The 13,809-nt window shown below is 67.7% G+C and carries 15 protein-coding genes; 9 read left to right on the forward strand and 6 right to left on the reverse strand.

Annotated features, from left to right (window positions below):
• Positions 1 to 9: 9 nt before the first annotated feature.
• Positions 10 to 1,011: an FAD:protein FMN transferase gene (locus AC1KAR_RS03100; RefSeq protein ID WP_480314487.1), complete on the reverse strand. Its 1,002-nt coding sequence runs from the start codon at positions 1,009 to 1,011 to the stop codon at positions 10 to 12.
• 427 nt (positions 1,012 to 1,438) lie between these two features.
• Here AC1KAR_RS03100 and ccmE point away from each other — a divergent pair, with 427 nt between their 5' ends.
• Genes ccmE through ccmI form a run of 5 tightly spaced genes read left to right on the forward strand, consistent with a single transcriptional unit; the run spans position 1,439 to position 6,120 of the window.
• Positions 1,439 to 1,909, forward strand: coding sequence for a cytochrome c maturation protein CcmE (gene ccmE / locus AC1KAR_RS03105; RefSeq protein ID WP_480314488.1), 471 nt, complete (start codon positions 1,439 to 1,441; stop codon positions 1,907 to 1,909).
• Complete coding sequence (locus AC1KAR_RS03110; protein ID WP_480314489.1) at positions 1,906 to 3,849, forward strand: heme lyase CcmF/NrfE family subunit; 1,944 nt, start codon at positions 1,906 to 1,908, stop codon at positions 3,847 to 3,849. The genes ccmE and AC1KAR_RS03110 overlap by 4 nt, the downstream gene beginning before the upstream one ends.
• Entirely contained in the window at positions 3,846 to 4,373 is a 528-nt protein-coding gene (locus AC1KAR_RS03115) for a DsbE family thiol:disulfide interchange protein (RefSeq protein ID WP_480314490.1), read from the forward strand. The genes AC1KAR_RS03110 and AC1KAR_RS03115 overlap by 4 nt, the downstream gene beginning before the upstream one ends.
• Entirely contained in the window at positions 4,370 to 4,840 is a 471-nt protein-coding gene (locus tag AC1KAR_RS03120) for a cytochrome c-type biogenesis protein (protein ID WP_480314491.1), read from the forward strand. Before AC1KAR_RS03115 ends, AC1KAR_RS03120 begins: the two co-directional genes overlap by 4 nt.
• A complete protein-coding gene (gene ccmI, locus AC1KAR_RS03125; RefSeq protein WP_480314492.1) occupies positions 4,840 to 6,120 on the forward strand; it encodes a c-type cytochrome biogenesis protein CcmI in 1,281 nt (426 codons plus the stop codon). Before AC1KAR_RS03120 ends, ccmI begins: the two co-directional genes overlap by 1 nt.
• A 15-nt stretch (positions 6,121 to 6,135) precedes the next feature.
• Here ccmI and AC1KAR_RS03130 read toward each other — a convergent pair whose 3' ends face one another.
• The 3 genes from AC1KAR_RS03130 to AC1KAR_RS03140 form a co-directional block, all read right to left on the reverse strand.
• Positions 6,136 to 6,462 carry a hypothetical protein gene (locus AC1KAR_RS03130; protein WP_480314493.1) on the reverse strand — a complete coding sequence of 109 codons (327 nt, stop codon included), beginning with the start codon at positions 6,460 to 6,462 and terminating at the stop codon, positions 6,136 to 6,138.
• Between the two features lie 245 nt (positions 6,463 to 6,707).
• Positions 6,708 to 7,508, reverse strand: a complete 801-nt coding sequence (locus tag AC1KAR_RS03135; RefSeq protein WP_480314494.1) for an alpha/beta hydrolase — start codon at positions 7,506 to 7,508, stop codon at positions 6,708 to 6,710.
• Positions 7,505 to 8,956: an RNB domain-containing ribonuclease gene (locus tag AC1KAR_RS03140; protein ID WP_480314495.1), complete on the reverse strand. Its 1,452-nt coding sequence runs from the start codon at positions 8,954 to 8,956 to the stop codon at positions 7,505 to 7,507. The genes AC1KAR_RS03135 and AC1KAR_RS03140 overlap by 4 nt, the downstream gene beginning before the upstream one ends.
• A gap of 77 nt (positions 8,957 to 9,033) precedes the next feature.
• Here AC1KAR_RS03140 and AC1KAR_RS03145 point away from each other — a divergent pair, with 77 nt between their 5' ends.
• Positions 9,034 to 9,633, forward strand: a complete 600-nt coding sequence (locus tag AC1KAR_RS03145; protein WP_480314496.1) for a M15 family metallopeptidase — start codon at positions 9,034 to 9,036, stop codon at positions 9,631 to 9,633.
• Here the strand turns inward: AC1KAR_RS03145 and AC1KAR_RS03150 are convergent.
• Together AC1KAR_RS03150 and AC1KAR_RS03155 are read right to left on the reverse strand one after the other, a co-directional pair.
• A complete protein-coding gene (locus AC1KAR_RS03150; protein ID WP_480314497.1) occupies positions 9,617 to 10,495 on the reverse strand; it encodes a YihY/virulence factor BrkB family protein in 879 nt (292 codons plus the stop codon). The two genes, AC1KAR_RS03145 and AC1KAR_RS03150, sit on opposite strands and share 17 nt — an antisense overlap.
• Before the next feature lie 39 nt (positions 10,496 to 10,534).
• The gene (locus AC1KAR_RS03155) at positions 10,535 to 10,972 is read right to left on the reverse strand and encodes a hypothetical protein (protein WP_480314498.1); all 438 of its coding nucleotides are present in this window, start codon (positions 10,970 to 10,972) and stop codon (positions 10,535 to 10,537) included.
• Between the two features lie 276 nt (positions 10,973 to 11,248).
• Between AC1KAR_RS03155 and AC1KAR_RS03160 the strand changes: the two genes are divergently transcribed.
• The 3 genes from AC1KAR_RS03160 to AC1KAR_RS03170 are packed head-to-tail and all read left to right on the forward strand — an operon-like array spanning position 11,249 to position 13,798.
• The gene (locus AC1KAR_RS03160; protein ID WP_480314499.1) at positions 11,249 to 12,244 is read left to right on the forward strand and encodes an XdhC family protein; all 996 of its coding nucleotides are present in this window, start codon (positions 11,249 to 11,251) and stop codon (positions 12,242 to 12,244) included.
• Between the two features lie 34 nt (positions 12,245 to 12,278).
• Complete coding sequence (gene aat / locus AC1KAR_RS03165) at positions 12,279 to 13,058, forward strand: leucyl/phenylalanyl-tRNA--protein transferase (protein ID WP_480314500.1); 780 nt, start codon at positions 12,279 to 12,281, stop codon at positions 13,056 to 13,058.
• A complete protein-coding gene (locus AC1KAR_RS03170; protein ID WP_480314501.1) occupies positions 13,055 to 13,798 on the forward strand; it encodes an arginyltransferase in 744 nt (247 codons plus the stop codon). The genes aat and AC1KAR_RS03170 overlap by 4 nt, the downstream gene beginning before the upstream one ends.
• Positions 13,799 to 13,809: the final 11 nt, after the last annotated feature.

Genomic DNA, 13,809 nt, shown 5'->3' on the forward strand with positions numbered 1-13,809 from the left:
TCTTGGGGCTCATTGGCGCGGCTTCGCCGCAGACAGCAAGCCCGACGAGTAGTGCAGCGCGCCGTGCGCGTCCACCACCACTGCATCCACATTCGGTTGCGACTCGATCAGCCGCATGCCGCGTTCGACACCCATCACGAACAGGCACTTCGACAGTGCCTCGGTGGTGAGCCCGTCGTCGGCGAGGATCGTCACGCTGCGCACGCCCGTGGGCGACTTCCCCGTGCTCGGGTCGATGAGGTGGTGGCACCGCTCGCCGTCCTGGTCGAAGTAGCGCTCGTAGTCGCCCGAAGTGGAGATCGACACGTTTTCGAGTGGCAGGACCGCCACCACGCCGCCCGCTCGGCGCGGGTCGCGGATGCCGATGCTCCAGGGGCGCCCACCGCGGTCGCCCATCACGTAGCTGTCGCCACCGGCTGCCACCGTCGCATTGGCGATCCCCAGGCGGCGAAGGATGGCCACGCTGTTGTCGACCGCATGCCCCTTGGCAAAGCCGCCGAGATCGATGCGCACGCCCGGCCGGGCGAAGCGCAGCGTGCGCGCCCGGGTGTCGAGAATCAGGTTTCGGTAGCCCACCGTGGCACGCCCCGCGGCCAGGGCCTCGTCGCTCGGCTTGATGCCCAGGCGGTAGTCGTAGAGCTGGCCGACACCGGCGTATGTGATGTCGAAGGCGCCCGCCGAGAATTCCGAGAACCAGATCGCCCGAGCGATCAGGCGGGTCATCTCGTCGCTCAGGGCCACCGGGCCGTTCGCGGCTTCGCGGTTGATCGCCGACAACTCGGAGTCCGGCTTGTGCGGGCTCATGGTGCGGTCGATGCGGTGCATCTCGGCCATCACGGCGTCGATGGCCACGCGCCCGGCATCGACCGAATCGGCCCACAGCTCGACGCGAACCGCCGTGCCCATGATGGCTTCTTCGCGCTCGAACCAGCCGCCTGCAGCAATGGCGCGCGCGCCGCCCCGGGCCGCATGGGCCGGGTTGGGCAGTCGCCTGGAGGTGCCGAACAGCATGGCTACTGCGGGCGCCCCGAGTGCATGGGGTTGGTGAACACGCGTGACTCCGATCTTGTTGTCTGTCAGGCCGTGCGCGCCTCTGAATGGCGGGCGCGCCAGCTCCCTCTTCTCTCGCTCCGGCCGGATCATCGGCGTTCGCGGCCGGGAAAATAACGTCAATAGTTGGCAAACGTCAGCAGGCTTACAGACGGTCGCACAAGATACCCAGCGCGGTGATCTCGCCGCCCTCTCGCCGCCGCGACGCTGCGTCGCGGAACTCAGCAGGCCGGATCAGGCACTGAGGGGGGCCGGTAGATAATCCGGCGTTCGGCGAGACCTGCCCGTGCACGCCGCCGCGCAGAGTTCGTCACGAAACTCAGAGAGCCGTTGCTCACATGTTCAGCCCAAGCCACACCTCGCCTGGCCTCGACCAGGCCGCGCAGCCATGAAGCCCCGACACAAACGCATTGCGATCATCCTGGGGGCGCTGGCCGGCCTCGGTGTCGCCGCGGCCCTCGTGCTCAATGCCTTGCAGAGCAACGTCGCCTTCTTCTTCACGCCGACTCAGGTGTTGGCCGGTGAGGCCCCCAAGGGCCGCGCCTTCCGCGTCGGCGGGATGGTGCGCGATGGCAGCGTCAAGCGAGAGCAGATGACGGTGCACTTCGTGATCACCGACACCGCCAAGGACGTGCGCGTGAGCTACACGGGCATCCTGCCCGACCTCTTCAAGGAGGGCAAAGGCGCCGTGGTGCAGGGCAAGCTCGACGCCAACGGCGAGTTCCTGGCCACCGAAGTCCTGGCCAAGCACGATGAGAACTACATGCCGCCCGAAGCCCAGCACGCCGTCGATCAGGCGCACAAGGCGGGCAAGTCGATGAAGCAAGGCGGCGCGACGCCATACGAGGCCAAACCATGACCCCTGAACTCGGACACCTCGCGCTCATCCTGGCGCTGCTGATCTCGGTCGTGCAGGGCACGCTGCCGCTGATCGGCGCGCACCGCGGCCACACCGGCTGGATGGCGATTGCGCGCCCTGCGGCGCAGACGCAGTTCGTACTCGTCGCCTTCGCGTTCCTGTGCCTGATGCAGGCCTTCGTCGCCAATGACTTCTCGGTTTCGTATGTGGCGAATCACTCCAACTCCAAGTTGCCGCTCGCGTATCGCGCCGCGGCCGTCTGGGGCGGCCATGAAGGCTCGTTGCTGCTCTGGGAGCTCATGCTGACCGGTTGGGCCTGCGCGGTGAGCCTGCTGTCGCGCCAGTTGCCACTGGCCATGGCAGCCCGCGTGCTCGGCGTGCTCGGCCTCGTCGGCACGGGTTTCCTGCTCTTCATGCTGCTCACCTCCAACCCCTTCGAGCGGCTGCTGCCGCCTGTGGCCGAAGGCCGCGACCTGAACCCGCTGCTGCAAGACCCGGGGCTGGTCGTCCACCCGCCGCTTCTCTACATGGGTTACGTGGGCTTCTCGGTGGCCTTCGCATTCGCCGTGGCTGCCCTGCTGGCCGGCAAGCTCGACGCCACCTGGGCGCGCTGGTCGCGCCCCTGGACCAACGTGGCCTGGGTGTTCCTCACCCTCGGCCTGGCCCTCGGCTCGTACTGGGCCTACTACGAGCTGGGCTGGGGTGGCTGGTGGTTCTGGGATCCGGTCGAAAACGCCGCCTTCATGCCCTGGCTGATCGGCACGGCGCTCATCCATTCACTGGCCGTGACCGAAAAGCGCGGCAGCTTCAAGAACTGGACGGTGCTGCTCGCGATCTCGGCCTTTTCGCTCTCGCTGCTGGGCACCTTCCTCGTGCGCTCGGGCGTGTTGACTTCGGTGCACGCCTTCGCCACCGACCCGCGGCGCGGCATCTTCATCCTCGCCTTCCTGGTCATCGTGATCGGCAGCTCGCTGCTGTTGTTCGCATGGCGAGCCTCCAAGGTGAGCATGGGCGGCGCCTTCGGGCTCTTCTCGCGCGAGACGCTGCTGCTGATCAACAACGTGCTGCTGGTCGTGGCCTGCGGCTCGGTGCTGCTGGGCACGCTTTACCCGCTGTTCATCGACGCACTGGGCCTGGGCAAGCTGTCGGTCGGGCCGCCGTACTTCAACTCGGTGTTCGTGCCGATCATGGTGCCACTGCTGTTCCTGATCGCCATCGGCCCGCTGGCTCGCTGGAAGCACGCCGACCCACGCGACATGGCCCAGCGCCTGCGGCTGGCAGCCGTGCTGGCGGTCGCAGCGGGCGTCGGCCTGCCCTTCCTCATCGGCACGTGGAGCCCACTGGTGGCGCTCGGACTGCTGCTGGCGGTCTGGATCGGCGCGAGCACCGTCTTCCAGGTGCGTGAACGCCTTCGCTCGGGCTGGCCGCCGCGCTCGTTCTGGGGCATGCACATCGCGCACTTCGGCATGGCGGTGTTCGTGATCGGCGTGACCATGGTCAAGGGCTACGAGGTCGAGAAAGACGTCCGCATGGCCATCGGCGACACGGTCGAGATCGGTGGCTACACGGTGCGCCTGCGCGGTGTGTCCGAGGTGCCGGGCCCGAACTACATCGCACAGCGCGGCGACATCGAGCTGCTCAAGGGCGGCCAGTCGGTGCGCGAGATGCACCCCGAGAAGCGCAACTACTTCTCCTCGCAGATGCCGATGACCGAGACCGCCATCGACACCGGCATCACCCGCGACCTCTACGTTTCCCTCGGAGAACCGCTGGACGCCCAGGGCAGCGCCTGGAGCGTTCGCGTCTACTACAAGCCCTTCGTGATGTGGATCTGGGGCGGCTGCCTGCTGATGGCCATTGGCGGCTCTGTCGCCGCCGCCGACCGGCGCTACCGCGTCAAGGCCTCCAGCCAGCTCGCCGCGCAAGGGGCGCCGGCATGAAGCGTTTGTTGATCCTGGTGCCGCTCGCGCTGTTCATCGCGCTGGCGGTGTTCCTCGCCATCGGCTTGAACCGCGACCCGCGCGAGGTGCCCTCGCCGCTCGTTGGCAAGCCTGCGCCCGACTTCTCATTGCCGCAACTGGGCACCGAGGGCCGATTCGGCCCCAAGGATCTGGCCGGCAAAGTCTGGATGCTCAACGTGTGGGCCTCGTGGTGCGTGTCGTGCCGCGAAGAGCATCCGCTGCTGGTGGAGTTTTCCCGCTCGAAGCTCGCCCCGCTGATCGGCCTCGACTACAAGGACACGCCCGACGCCGCCATGAACTGGCTGGCGCGCCACGGCAACCCCTACGACTTGTCGGCGGTCGATGCCGACGGCCGCGTGGGAATCGACTACGGCGTGTACGGCGTGCCCGAGACCTACGTGATCGACAAGGCCGGCACCATCCGCTTCAAGCAGATCGGCCCGGTGACCCGCGACGTGCTCGACAACAAGATCGTGCCCCTGATCAAAGAGCTGCAGAAATGAAGATGCCCAAGCCGCTGGTGGCACTGGTGTTGATGCTGTCGCTGGCACTGCCTGCCCACTTTGCATACGCCGACGAGGCCGCGCCGCTGGCCGAAGACCCGGTCGTCGAACAGCGCCTGACCCACATCGCCGAAGAGTTGCGCTGCCTGGTGTGCCAGAACGAATCTCTCGCGGGCTCGCGCGCCGATCTGGCGATGGACCTGCGCCGCGAGGTCCGCTCCCTCATCAAGCAAGGCAAGTCGGACCAGGAGATCCGCGACTACCTCGTCAGCCGCTACGGCGACTTCGTTCTCTACCGCCCGCCGGTCAAGCCGACCACCTGGCTGCTGTGGGGCGGGCCGTTCGTGCTGATGGTCCTGGCGGTGGCAGGCCTGCTGATCTTCGTGCGCAAGCGCGCACCCGCCGCCGCGCCGCTGACACCCGAAGACCAACGCCGGGCCGAAGCCCTGCTCAAGGGAGATTCCTGATGACGGCTTTCATGCTGTGGGCCGCGGCGCTGGTCGCCGCCACCCTCTTGCTGCTGCTGCGTCCCTGGCGCCGTGCGGCGCAGAACGGCACCGCCTCCTCGGCCGGCGATGCCAACACCGGCATCTACCGCGATCAGTTGCGTGAACTCGACCGCGACCTCGCCGCCGGCACCCTGAGCCCCACCGATCACGAACAGGCGCGCGCCGAGCTGCAACGCCGCCTGCTCGAGGACGCCGCAGACAGCGCCGCGCCGGCATCCCCGGCCACGTCAGCATCCGGCCCGTTCGGCATGCGCCGCACCGCGCTGGCGCTGATGTTCGTTCTGCCCGTGGCGGCCGCCGGCTTGTACGCCTTGATCGGCACGCCGGCGGCACTGGCGCCGTTCGCCACCGCCGCACCCACACAGCAAGACGTCGAGCAGATGGTTTCGTCGCTCGCCGCGCGGCTCGACAAGAACCCCGGCGACACCAAGGGCTGGGTCGTGCTCGCCCGCAGCTACCGCGTGATGGGCCGCCTGCCAGAGGCCGCCGCCGCCTACGAGCGCGCCGGGCCTGAGGTCGAAGGCAACGCCACCCTGCTCGCCGAGTACGGCGATGTGCTGGCCACGCGCGCCATGGGCAACTTCGAGGGCAAACCGCAAGAGATCGTCGACAAGGCGCTCAAGCTCGACCCCGAAAACCCGATGGCCATCTCGCTTGCCGCCACGGCCGCGTACAACCGCAACGATTTCGCCGGCGCTGTGAAGCACTGGGAACATCTGCTGAAGATCGTGCCGGCCGAATCGGACGACGCCAAGTGGCTCAACGAAGCCGTGGCCAAGACACGCGCCCAGATGCCCGGCACGCCCGGAGTGAAGACCGTAGCCGCCAGCACCGACAAGCCTGCCGCGCCGGCAAGCGCCAGTGAAACCAACAACAGCCCGGTCGCCAGCAGCCAGACCGCCATCAGCGGCCGCGTGGCACTGGCGCCCGAACTGGCCTCCAAGGTGCAGCCCACCGATACCGTCTTCATCTTCGCGCGGCATGCGCAGGGCCCGCGCGTACCGCTGGCGGTGCTGCGGGTGAAGGTGTCCGACCTGCCGATGGACTTCAAGCTCGACGACTCGATGGCCATGAGCCCCGAGTTCAAGCTCTCCAGCGCGACCGAAGTGCGCGTCGAGGCCCGCGTGTCCAAGACCGGCAGCGCCACGCCCGCGTCGGGCGACCTGGTCGGTGCCGGCCCGGTTGTCAAGCCGGGCGCGAACCAGGTGACGGTGACGATCGACCAGACCCGCCCCTGAGCGGGGTACGGTCGATCAGGCGATCTCGCCTTCACCCACGGGCTCGTCGGAACTCGAGATGCGCGAGTTGTTGTAGCCGTTGTCGTTGTTGAAGAACACGGTGATCGGCTTCTCGTTTCGCAGCATGTCGATCAGGTGCGGCAACTGGCTGTGGTGGTAGTAGAAGGCGTAATAGTTGCTCGCCACCACCGAAGCCGGCGGCAGCAACGCCGACGGGTCTTCGACGAACCACACCGAGCAGGTCTTGCCGCTGCCCTTGAGAATCAGGTTGGTCTTGCCCGTGCTGCGTGACGACCAGTTGTAGTACTGGTAGGTCGAGACCTGGAAGCTGTCGGTAGCCATGGTGTGTCTCCCCTTGAATGCATTCGGCTGGCGCCGTGATCTCAGGCGACGCTGAACGGGTCCCCGCGAGGCGGCGCGCCTTGTCTCGGGATGGGCTGCAAGGCGCAAAGCACAGCGATACCCGCAGGTATCGCGCGCATTTGCAACGCTGCAGACCGCCCGAGACAAGGATGCGCAGTCCGCGTGGGACTTGTTCAGCGTTGCCTCGACTTTGGGCGCTCACCGCGTGCACTTCAACTGCCATCCTAGGGAGCCGGGCCGCGCATCCCCCGCACACAAGTGGTGTCTCGCGCGAACACGCCAGCGTCGAGCACCTGCTGCCACAGGCGCCGCCATGGCGCCCACTCGTGGCCGCCGGTGGTGATGAACGCGCGATCGTCGGGCAGCGCCTCGCGCAGCACGCTCGCATTGAAGGCGAACCGGTCGTCGAGGCCGTAGCCCAGGTAGATCGGGAGCCTCTTCCCGCCGCGAGCGGCAGGGGCGGTCTGGCCTTGCAGCCAGCGCCACACACGTACGTCGGCATCGTCACCGTTCGATTCGGGCGGCGCCACCCAGGCGCCCAGCCCGCCGGCATCGCGCACCCGCTGGGCCGTTTCGCGGCTGCCCAGGTATGGCGCCAGCAGAACGATGCCGTCGATCTCGCCCGGGTGCTCTTCAGCGGTGAGCATCGCGCCGAGACCACCCAGCGAGATGCCGATCAGCCAGATGTGTTGATAACCCGCGCGGCGTGCCGGTTCGATCACATCGGCATTCAGGCGGATGACGATCGAACGCTGCTCGTAGTAGCCGCGGTGCGCGTCCACCAACAAAACGTCCGCGGCGATCTGCCGCGCACGCACCGCCTGCACGAAGGCCTCGCGCTGGAACTCCTCGGGTTGCGAGTAGATGCCCGGCAGCATCACCAGCAAGGTGTCGGGACGCACCGGGCACGGGGCGGGTTCGGCAAGGGTGCGCAGAGGCACCGTGGGTTCTCGCGTGGTGGCGCAGCCGGTCAGCAAACCGACCGCGGCAACCACCCCTGCAATCACCCCGCGCAGGCCACTCATGCGCGCTCGAAGTCGATGAAGCGCTGCGCGGCGTCCACGCTGCGCAGTCGAACTCGCAGCGTGTCGCCCACGTCGAGCCCCTCGAAGCCGCCCACCACGCGTCCTTCGACCAGCGGCGAGGTGATGCGCACGAAGGTGCCCTTGGTCGCCACGCCGGTGACGATGGCATCGAAGGTCTCGCCGATGCGCCCCTGCAGCAAGAACGCCGCGGCTGCCTTCAAGACACGCCGCTCGATGGTCGACGCCTTGTCTTCCTGCACGGTGCAGTGCTGTGCGATGGCGTCCAGTTCGGCCAGCGAATAAGGCGAAGCCGCACCGGCCAACGCGGCCTTCAGTAAGCGCTGCGTCACGAGATCGACATAGCGCCGGTTGGGCGCCGTGGAGTGCGCGTAGTCGTTGACGGCCAGGCCAAAGTGCCCGGCCGGCGGCGCACCCGGCGACGCTGCCGCGTACGCTCCGGAACCCAGCAGCTTGACGACCGAGAGCGAGAGGTCTTCGAAGCCCGCTGCGTCGGCCTGGCGCCGCCCGGTCAGAAACCCATCGAGCGCTAGCGCATCCGGCTGCGGCGGGAGCGTGTGTCCGTACTGCGCCGCGAGTGCAATCAGCCGATCCCACCGGCGCGGCTCTTGCAACACACGGCGCAAGGACGGCAAGCCGCGCTGGGCCAGGAACCGCGCCGTGGCGCCGTTGGTCGCGATCATCAGGTCGGCAATCATGTCCTTGGCGCGGTTCTTGTGGTCAGCGCGCAGGTCGACGAGTTGGCCGCCTGCGAACACGGGGCGCGCTTGCGCGGTGGCCACGTTCAGCGCGCCGCGGCGGTGGCGCCACTGGCGCAGCGAACTGGCCACGCGGTCGTGCAGATGGATCTGTGCCTGGAGCGCCGGGCTGGCCGCCACCTCGGCGGGCGCCGCGCCCGTGCCGTCGAGCCATGCGGCCACGCTGTCGTAGGCCAGCTTGGCCTGGTTGCGCACGATGGCGCGGCAGATCTGCGCGGACTGCACTTCACCAGCACCATCGATCGCCATGTCGACCACCATGGCCAATTTGTCCAAGCCGGCATGCAAGGAGCTGCGGTCGTTGGAGAGAAGCTGGGGCAGCATCGGGAACACACCGGCTGCGGTGTAGACCGAGGTGGTGTTGGCGGCCGCATGCTCGTCGAGCGCGCCGCCGCGCGGGGCGAACACATCGACCTCGGCCACGGCCACCGAGACCAGTGCACCGCCATCAGGGCGCGCCTCGGCCCAGCTCAGCTGGTCGATGTCGAGCGTGTCGTCGTTGTCGATCGAGAACCACAGACGCTCGCGCAGATCGACGGTGCCGGGGCCTACGCCAGCCACCGGGTCAGCCGTGGCCTCGGCCTCTTGCAGCACCGCGGCCGAGAACGTCGGGCGAAGCCCTTTCGACTGCATCTCGTCGGTGGCGATCCGTGCAAGCTCGTTGGCATCCATGGGGAACGTTCGTTGGTGGAACGGGTCGATTGTGAAGGGCTTGCCCTTTGGCCTTGCATCACTCCACACTCGTCCTCATGCGCTGCGAAGACATCGGCTCCCACCCCAGCTTCCGCCGGCTGGCCTCGATCCCCGCCATCGGCGTCGACCTGCGCTATGCCGGCGTTCGCAACTTCGTCGGCCGCGATCTCTACGGCAGCCTCGATTGCGCCTGGCTCCACCACCTCGCCGCCACAGGCATCGAGCAGGCCGCCGCTTTGCTCGAACGCGAGGCTCCCGGGCATCGCCTGCTGGTGCTCGACGCCCTGCGGCCGCACCGCGTGCAGATCGAGCTGTGGGATTTCCTGGACGGTACCGGCCTGCGCGAGTACGTGGCGGACCCGGCGCGCGGCTCGATCCATTCCTTCGGCATGGCGCTCGACGCGACCATCGTCGACGCCCAGGGCCGCGAACTCGACATGGGCACCGGCTTCGACGAGATGACCGCGCTGTCGCACCCGGCGCTCGAGGCCCAGCACCTGGCCAGCGGCGCGCTCACACCCCGGCAGCATCGCAACCGCGACCTGCTGCGGCGCGTGCTGCGCCACGGTGGATTCAACGGCATCGACAACGAGTGGTGGCACTTCGACATGCTCGACCGCAGCCACGTGCGGCAGCACTTCACCCGCGTGGACTGAGTTTGGCCTCAATCCGTTCGTACTCTGAAATCACCTGCGCGCCGAACAGCAGCAGCGCGGCGGCGATCTCCAGGCTGAGCAGCACCACAATCGCCGTCGTCAGCGAGCCATAGACAATGTTCACCTGCGAGAGCGTGCTGAAGTACCAGACCAGCGCGTGGCGAGTGATCTCCCAGAGCAGGGCTGCCGTCAGCGCGCCGATCAGTGCGTGGCGCAGCGCGAGCTGGCCTACAGGCATCACGAGGTAGATCGAGGCCAGCACGAACACCTCGCCGGCCAGCCCGAGCAGGTACAGCAGCGTCCCCGAGAAGCCACTCAGGGACCACTCGCGCCCGAACAGCGACACGCTCTCCTGCCCGATGGCCTGCAGGCTGCCAGCCACCAGCGTGACCAGCAGCAGCCCCGCTCCCAGCGACAGGATGTAGGCATACGGCAGCAAGGCCGACACCATGAAGTGCCGCCGCCTCACCTGCATGCGGTGCAGAAAGATCACCGACATCGCGTTCTCGAGCACCGTGAACGCGAGCGAGCTGAAGAACAGCATCGTGGCGAGCAGCACCCAGCCCATGTAGCCGCGGTGCGTGAGGAAGTTGCCCAGCTCCCCCACGATGGCACGCGACTGGCCGGGGATCAGCCAAGCGATGTATCGCTCGATCGTGCCCAGCAACTCGCGTTGATCAATGAGGTGCGACAGCGCGATCACGAACAGGATCAGCAGCGGCACGATCGACAGCAACGCGTAGTACGCCACCGCCCCGGCAAGCAGCAGGCCCTGATTGGAGCGAAACGCCTTGAGGCAGTTCAGCAGGAACGTGCCGGGCGCTGCCAGCACATGCCTGGCGGTCGGGCCGATGATTTGCATCGGCCCACCATAGCGCAAGGCGAGAAGCCCGGCCCGCCCTCACCAGGGATGGGCATGCCCCACCGAATGGATATGCCCGAGCAGGCGTGGTGGCACGAAGATCTGCGAGGCCCCGCCGCCGCCGCCGATCTCATGCTGCCAATCGTGCGCCAGACGCGAGGCCGTGCCTTCGAGCACGGTCAGCTCGGCGCTCACCACGAAATGGTGCAACTCGCGCCCGGCCAGGCCATCGAAGATGCCCAAGCCATCGCGCCCCGCACCGCGCAGGCAGAACCAGTTGCCTACATTCAGGCCCGGCCGGCCACTCGCCGGGCGGCGCATGTACTGGTACAGGTCAGCGCCGGGTTCCAGACGTTGCTCGTACATGGGCTGCGCAGGGTCGAAGCCCGACAGCACGTTGTCCACCAGGGTCGGGTGGGCCACGCCGTTTCGCTCCAGATAGTCACGTACTGCCGCCCTGTTGACCAGCAAGGTCATGCCGCGCCCCTCTCGTGTGATGGTCCTCGGAAAGGGCACGAGTCTGCGCAGGCGGTGTCGCGCAGGCATCCATCAACGAGAGGATGCCTGAGGCGTCAGGCGGTTGACCGCAGGCGGCCGGGCGGGCGCACAGGCTGTAGGAAGACGCAACACCAAATCTCCCCACGAGCACCTCTTGGCACCATCATGGTGCACAAGATTTCGCCGGGGAAACCTCGCTCTGCACCCATCTCCGCCTGCAAGCTACGATCCTCTGACTCCTGCCGCAACCCCTCGATGGACAGCCTCGATCTCCAAGTTCTGACACAAGCCCGCGCATGGCATGCCGACGGCCACGCGGTGCGACTGGTCACGGTGATCGAAACCTGGGGCTCAGCCCCGCGCCCCCCCGGCGCCCTGCTCGCCATGCGTGGCGATGGTCTGGTGGTGGGCTCCGTGTCGGGCGGCTGCGTCGAAGACGATCTCATCGAGCGCGTGCGCGCCGGCGACGCGGTGACCGCACCCTCGCTCGTGACCTACGGCGTCACCAAGGAGGAAGCCGCTCGCTTCGGCCTGCCTTGCGGCGGCAACCTGCGTCTGGTGCAGGAGCCCGTACGCGACACCGCCTGGATCGACGAGGTGCTCGCCCGCACCCAGCGCCACGAACTGGTCGCGCGCCGCCTCGACCTGCGCACAGGGCAGGTGACCGTGGAGGCCGCCACGCGTGGGGAAGCCTTCAGCTTCGACGGCCAGGTGCTGCGCGCACTGTTCGGCCCGCGCTGGCGCATGCTGGTGATCGGCGCGGGTCAACTCTCGCGCGTGCTGGCGCAGATGGCGCTCGCCCTCGACTTCGAAGTCATCTGCTGCGACCCGCGCGAGGAATACCACCTCACCTGGGACGTACCCGGCACCCGGTTCAGCCGCAGCATGCCCGACGACCTGGTGCTGGAGCTGCAGCTCGACCCGCACAGCGCGGTGGTGGCCGTGACGCACGACCCCAAGCTCGACGACATGGCCCTGCTCGAGGCACTCAAGTCACCGGCCTTCTATGTGGGCGCACTGGGCTCGCGCAGCAACACCGCCAAGCGCCGTGAACGCCTCAAGCTCTTCGACTTGTCGGACGACGAGATCGCCCGGCTGCACGGACCCATCGGCCTCGATCTGGGCGGGCGCACACCGGCAGAGATCGCGGTGTCCATCCTGGCCGAGATCGTCGCCGTGCGCCATGGCGTGTTGCTCACGCAGAAGAAGCCGGTCCAGTCCGGCGAAACCTGCCCCGCACGAGAGGCATGAGAACACCGCAGGGCACTGGCCTGAAGGAGCCAGCATGATCCCGTGGCTGCGCCACCCGCTCGACCCGCTGCCTGACACGCAGCAGGCGCTGCCGCCCGACTCCGATGCGCCGGGCCTGCTCGCCGCCGGTGGCGAGCTCACCCCCGAGCGCCTGCGCGAGGCCTACAGCAAAGGCGTGTTCCCCTGGTACAGCGCGGGCCAGCCCATCCTGTGGTGGTCACCCGACCCGCGCATGGTGATGTTCGTGGGGGAGTTCAAGCTCGCCCGCTCGCTGCGCAAGACCGTGCGCCGCTTCGCGCTCGACAGGCACTGCGAGATTCGCATCGACAGCGCCTTTCGCCGCGTCATCACCGCTTGCGCGCAAACACCGCGCGATGGCCAGGCCGGCACCTGGATCGTGCCGGAGATGATCGACGCCTACTGCGCCTGGCATGCGCTCGGCACGGTGCACAGCTTCGAGACCTGGGTCGACGGCCAGCTCGTCGGCGGGCTGTACGGCATCAACCTCGGCCGCATGTTCTTCGGGGAATCGATGTTCTCGCACCGCACCGACGCCTCCAAGCTGGCCATGGCCGCGCTGATCTGCTTTTGCCGCAGCCACGGCATCGACCTCATCGACTGCCAGCAGCGCACCGGCCACCTCGCCTCGCTGGGCGCACGCGAGATCCCGCGCAGCGAGTTCGAGGCCCTGGTCTCCCCACGGATCAGGGAGCCTTCGGTCGATGATTGGTCCTATCATCCGGCGATGTGGGCGCAACTTGAAGTCGATGAGGCCGCCCCGCAGATCCCGCCGATGCAGGAGCCTGGCACGTGACGCACCCGAAAGAGCTTCCGCTCTCATCGATCCAGTTCTACGCCACCGCGCCCTACCCGTGCAGCTACATCCCTGGGCGCATGGCGCGCTCGCAGGTGGCCACCCCCAGCCACCTGATCCATGCCGACGCTTACTCCGGCCTGGTGGCCAACGGCTTTAGGCGCAGTGGCATGTTCACCTACCGGCCCTTCTGCGATGGCTGCCGCGCCTGCGTGCCGCTGCGCATCCCCGTCAAGAGCTTCGAGCCAACCCGCAGCCAGCGCCGCGCCTGGAAGCAGCACGCCAGCCTGCAAGCGCGCGTGCTGCGCCTCGGGTTCGTGCCCGAGCACTACCAGCTCTACCTGCGCTACCAAGCCGGCAGGCACAGCGGCGGCGGCATGGACAACGACAGCGTCGACCAGTACACCCAGTTCCTGCTGCAAAGCCGCGTCAACTCGCGGCTGGTGGAGTTCCGTGAGCCCACGGCCGACGGCACGCCCGGCGCGCTGAAGATGGTCTCCATCCTCGACATCCTCAACGACGGCCTGTCGGCGGTCTATACCTTCTACGAACCCGAAGAGCGCACCAGCTACGGCACTTACAACGTGATGTGGCAAATCGAGCAGACCAAGCTGCTCAAGCTGCGCCATGTGTACCTGGGCTACTGGATCGGCGACAGCGACAAGATGGCCTACAAGGCGCAGTTCAAGCCGAACGAATTGCTGGTGAACGAGCGCTGGGTCAGCGGCTCGAACGCCTGAGTCCCGCGCGC

The organism is Piscinibacter sp. PDB1-1, from assembly GCF_056675995.1.

Excerpts from the sequence above, each read along its gene's own strand:
- AC1KAR_RS03100 (WP_480314487.1), bottom strand. The coding sequence starts at position 1,011 with ATGCTGTTCGGCACCTCCAGGCGACTGCCCAACCCGGCCCATGCGGCC.
- ccmE (WP_480314488.1), top strand. The coding sequence starts at position 1,439 with ATGAAGCCCCGACACAAACGCATTGCGATCATCCTGGGGGCGCTGGCC.
- AC1KAR_RS03110 (WP_480314489.1), top strand. The coding sequence starts at position 1,906 with ATGACCCCTGAACTCGGACACCTCGCGCTCATCCTGGCGCTGCTGATC.
- AC1KAR_RS03115 (WP_480314490.1), top strand. The coding sequence starts at position 3,846 with ATGAAGCGTTTGTTGATCCTGGTGCCGCTCGCGCTGTTCATCGCGCTG.
- AC1KAR_RS03120 (WP_480314491.1), top strand. The coding sequence starts at position 4,370 with ATGAAGATGCCCAAGCCGCTGGTGGCACTGGTGTTGATGCTGTCGCTG.
- ccmI (WP_480314492.1), top strand. The coding sequence starts at position 4,840 with ATGACGGCTTTCATGCTGTGGGCCGCGGCGCTGGTCGCCGCCACCCTC.
- AC1KAR_RS03130 (WP_480314493.1), bottom strand. The coding sequence starts at position 6,462 with ATGGCTACCGACAGCTTCCAGGTCTCGACCTACCAGTACTACAACTGG.
- AC1KAR_RS03135 (WP_480314494.1), bottom strand. The coding sequence starts at position 7,508 with ATGAGTGGCCTGCGCGGGGTGATTGCAGGGGTGGTTGCCGCGGTCGGT.
- AC1KAR_RS03140 (WP_480314495.1), bottom strand. The coding sequence starts at position 8,956 with ATGGATGCCAACGAGCTTGCACGGATCGCCACCGACGAGATGCAGTCG.
- AC1KAR_RS03145 (WP_480314496.1), top strand. The coding sequence starts at position 9,034 with ATGCGCTGCGAAGACATCGGCTCCCACCCCAGCTTCCGCCGGCTGGCC.
- AC1KAR_RS03150 (WP_480314497.1), bottom strand. The coding sequence starts at position 10,495 with ATGCAAATCATCGGCCCGACCGCCAGGCATGTGCTGGCAGCGCCCGGC.
- AC1KAR_RS03155 (WP_480314498.1), bottom strand. The coding sequence starts at position 10,972 with ATGACCTTGCTGGTCAACAGGGCGGCAGTACGTGACTATCTGGAGCGA.
- AC1KAR_RS03160 (WP_480314499.1), top strand. The coding sequence starts at position 11,249 with ATGGACAGCCTCGATCTCCAAGTTCTGACACAAGCCCGCGCATGGCAT.
- aat (WP_480314500.1), top strand. The coding sequence starts at position 12,279 with ATGATCCCGTGGCTGCGCCACCCGCTCGACCCGCTGCCTGACACGCAG.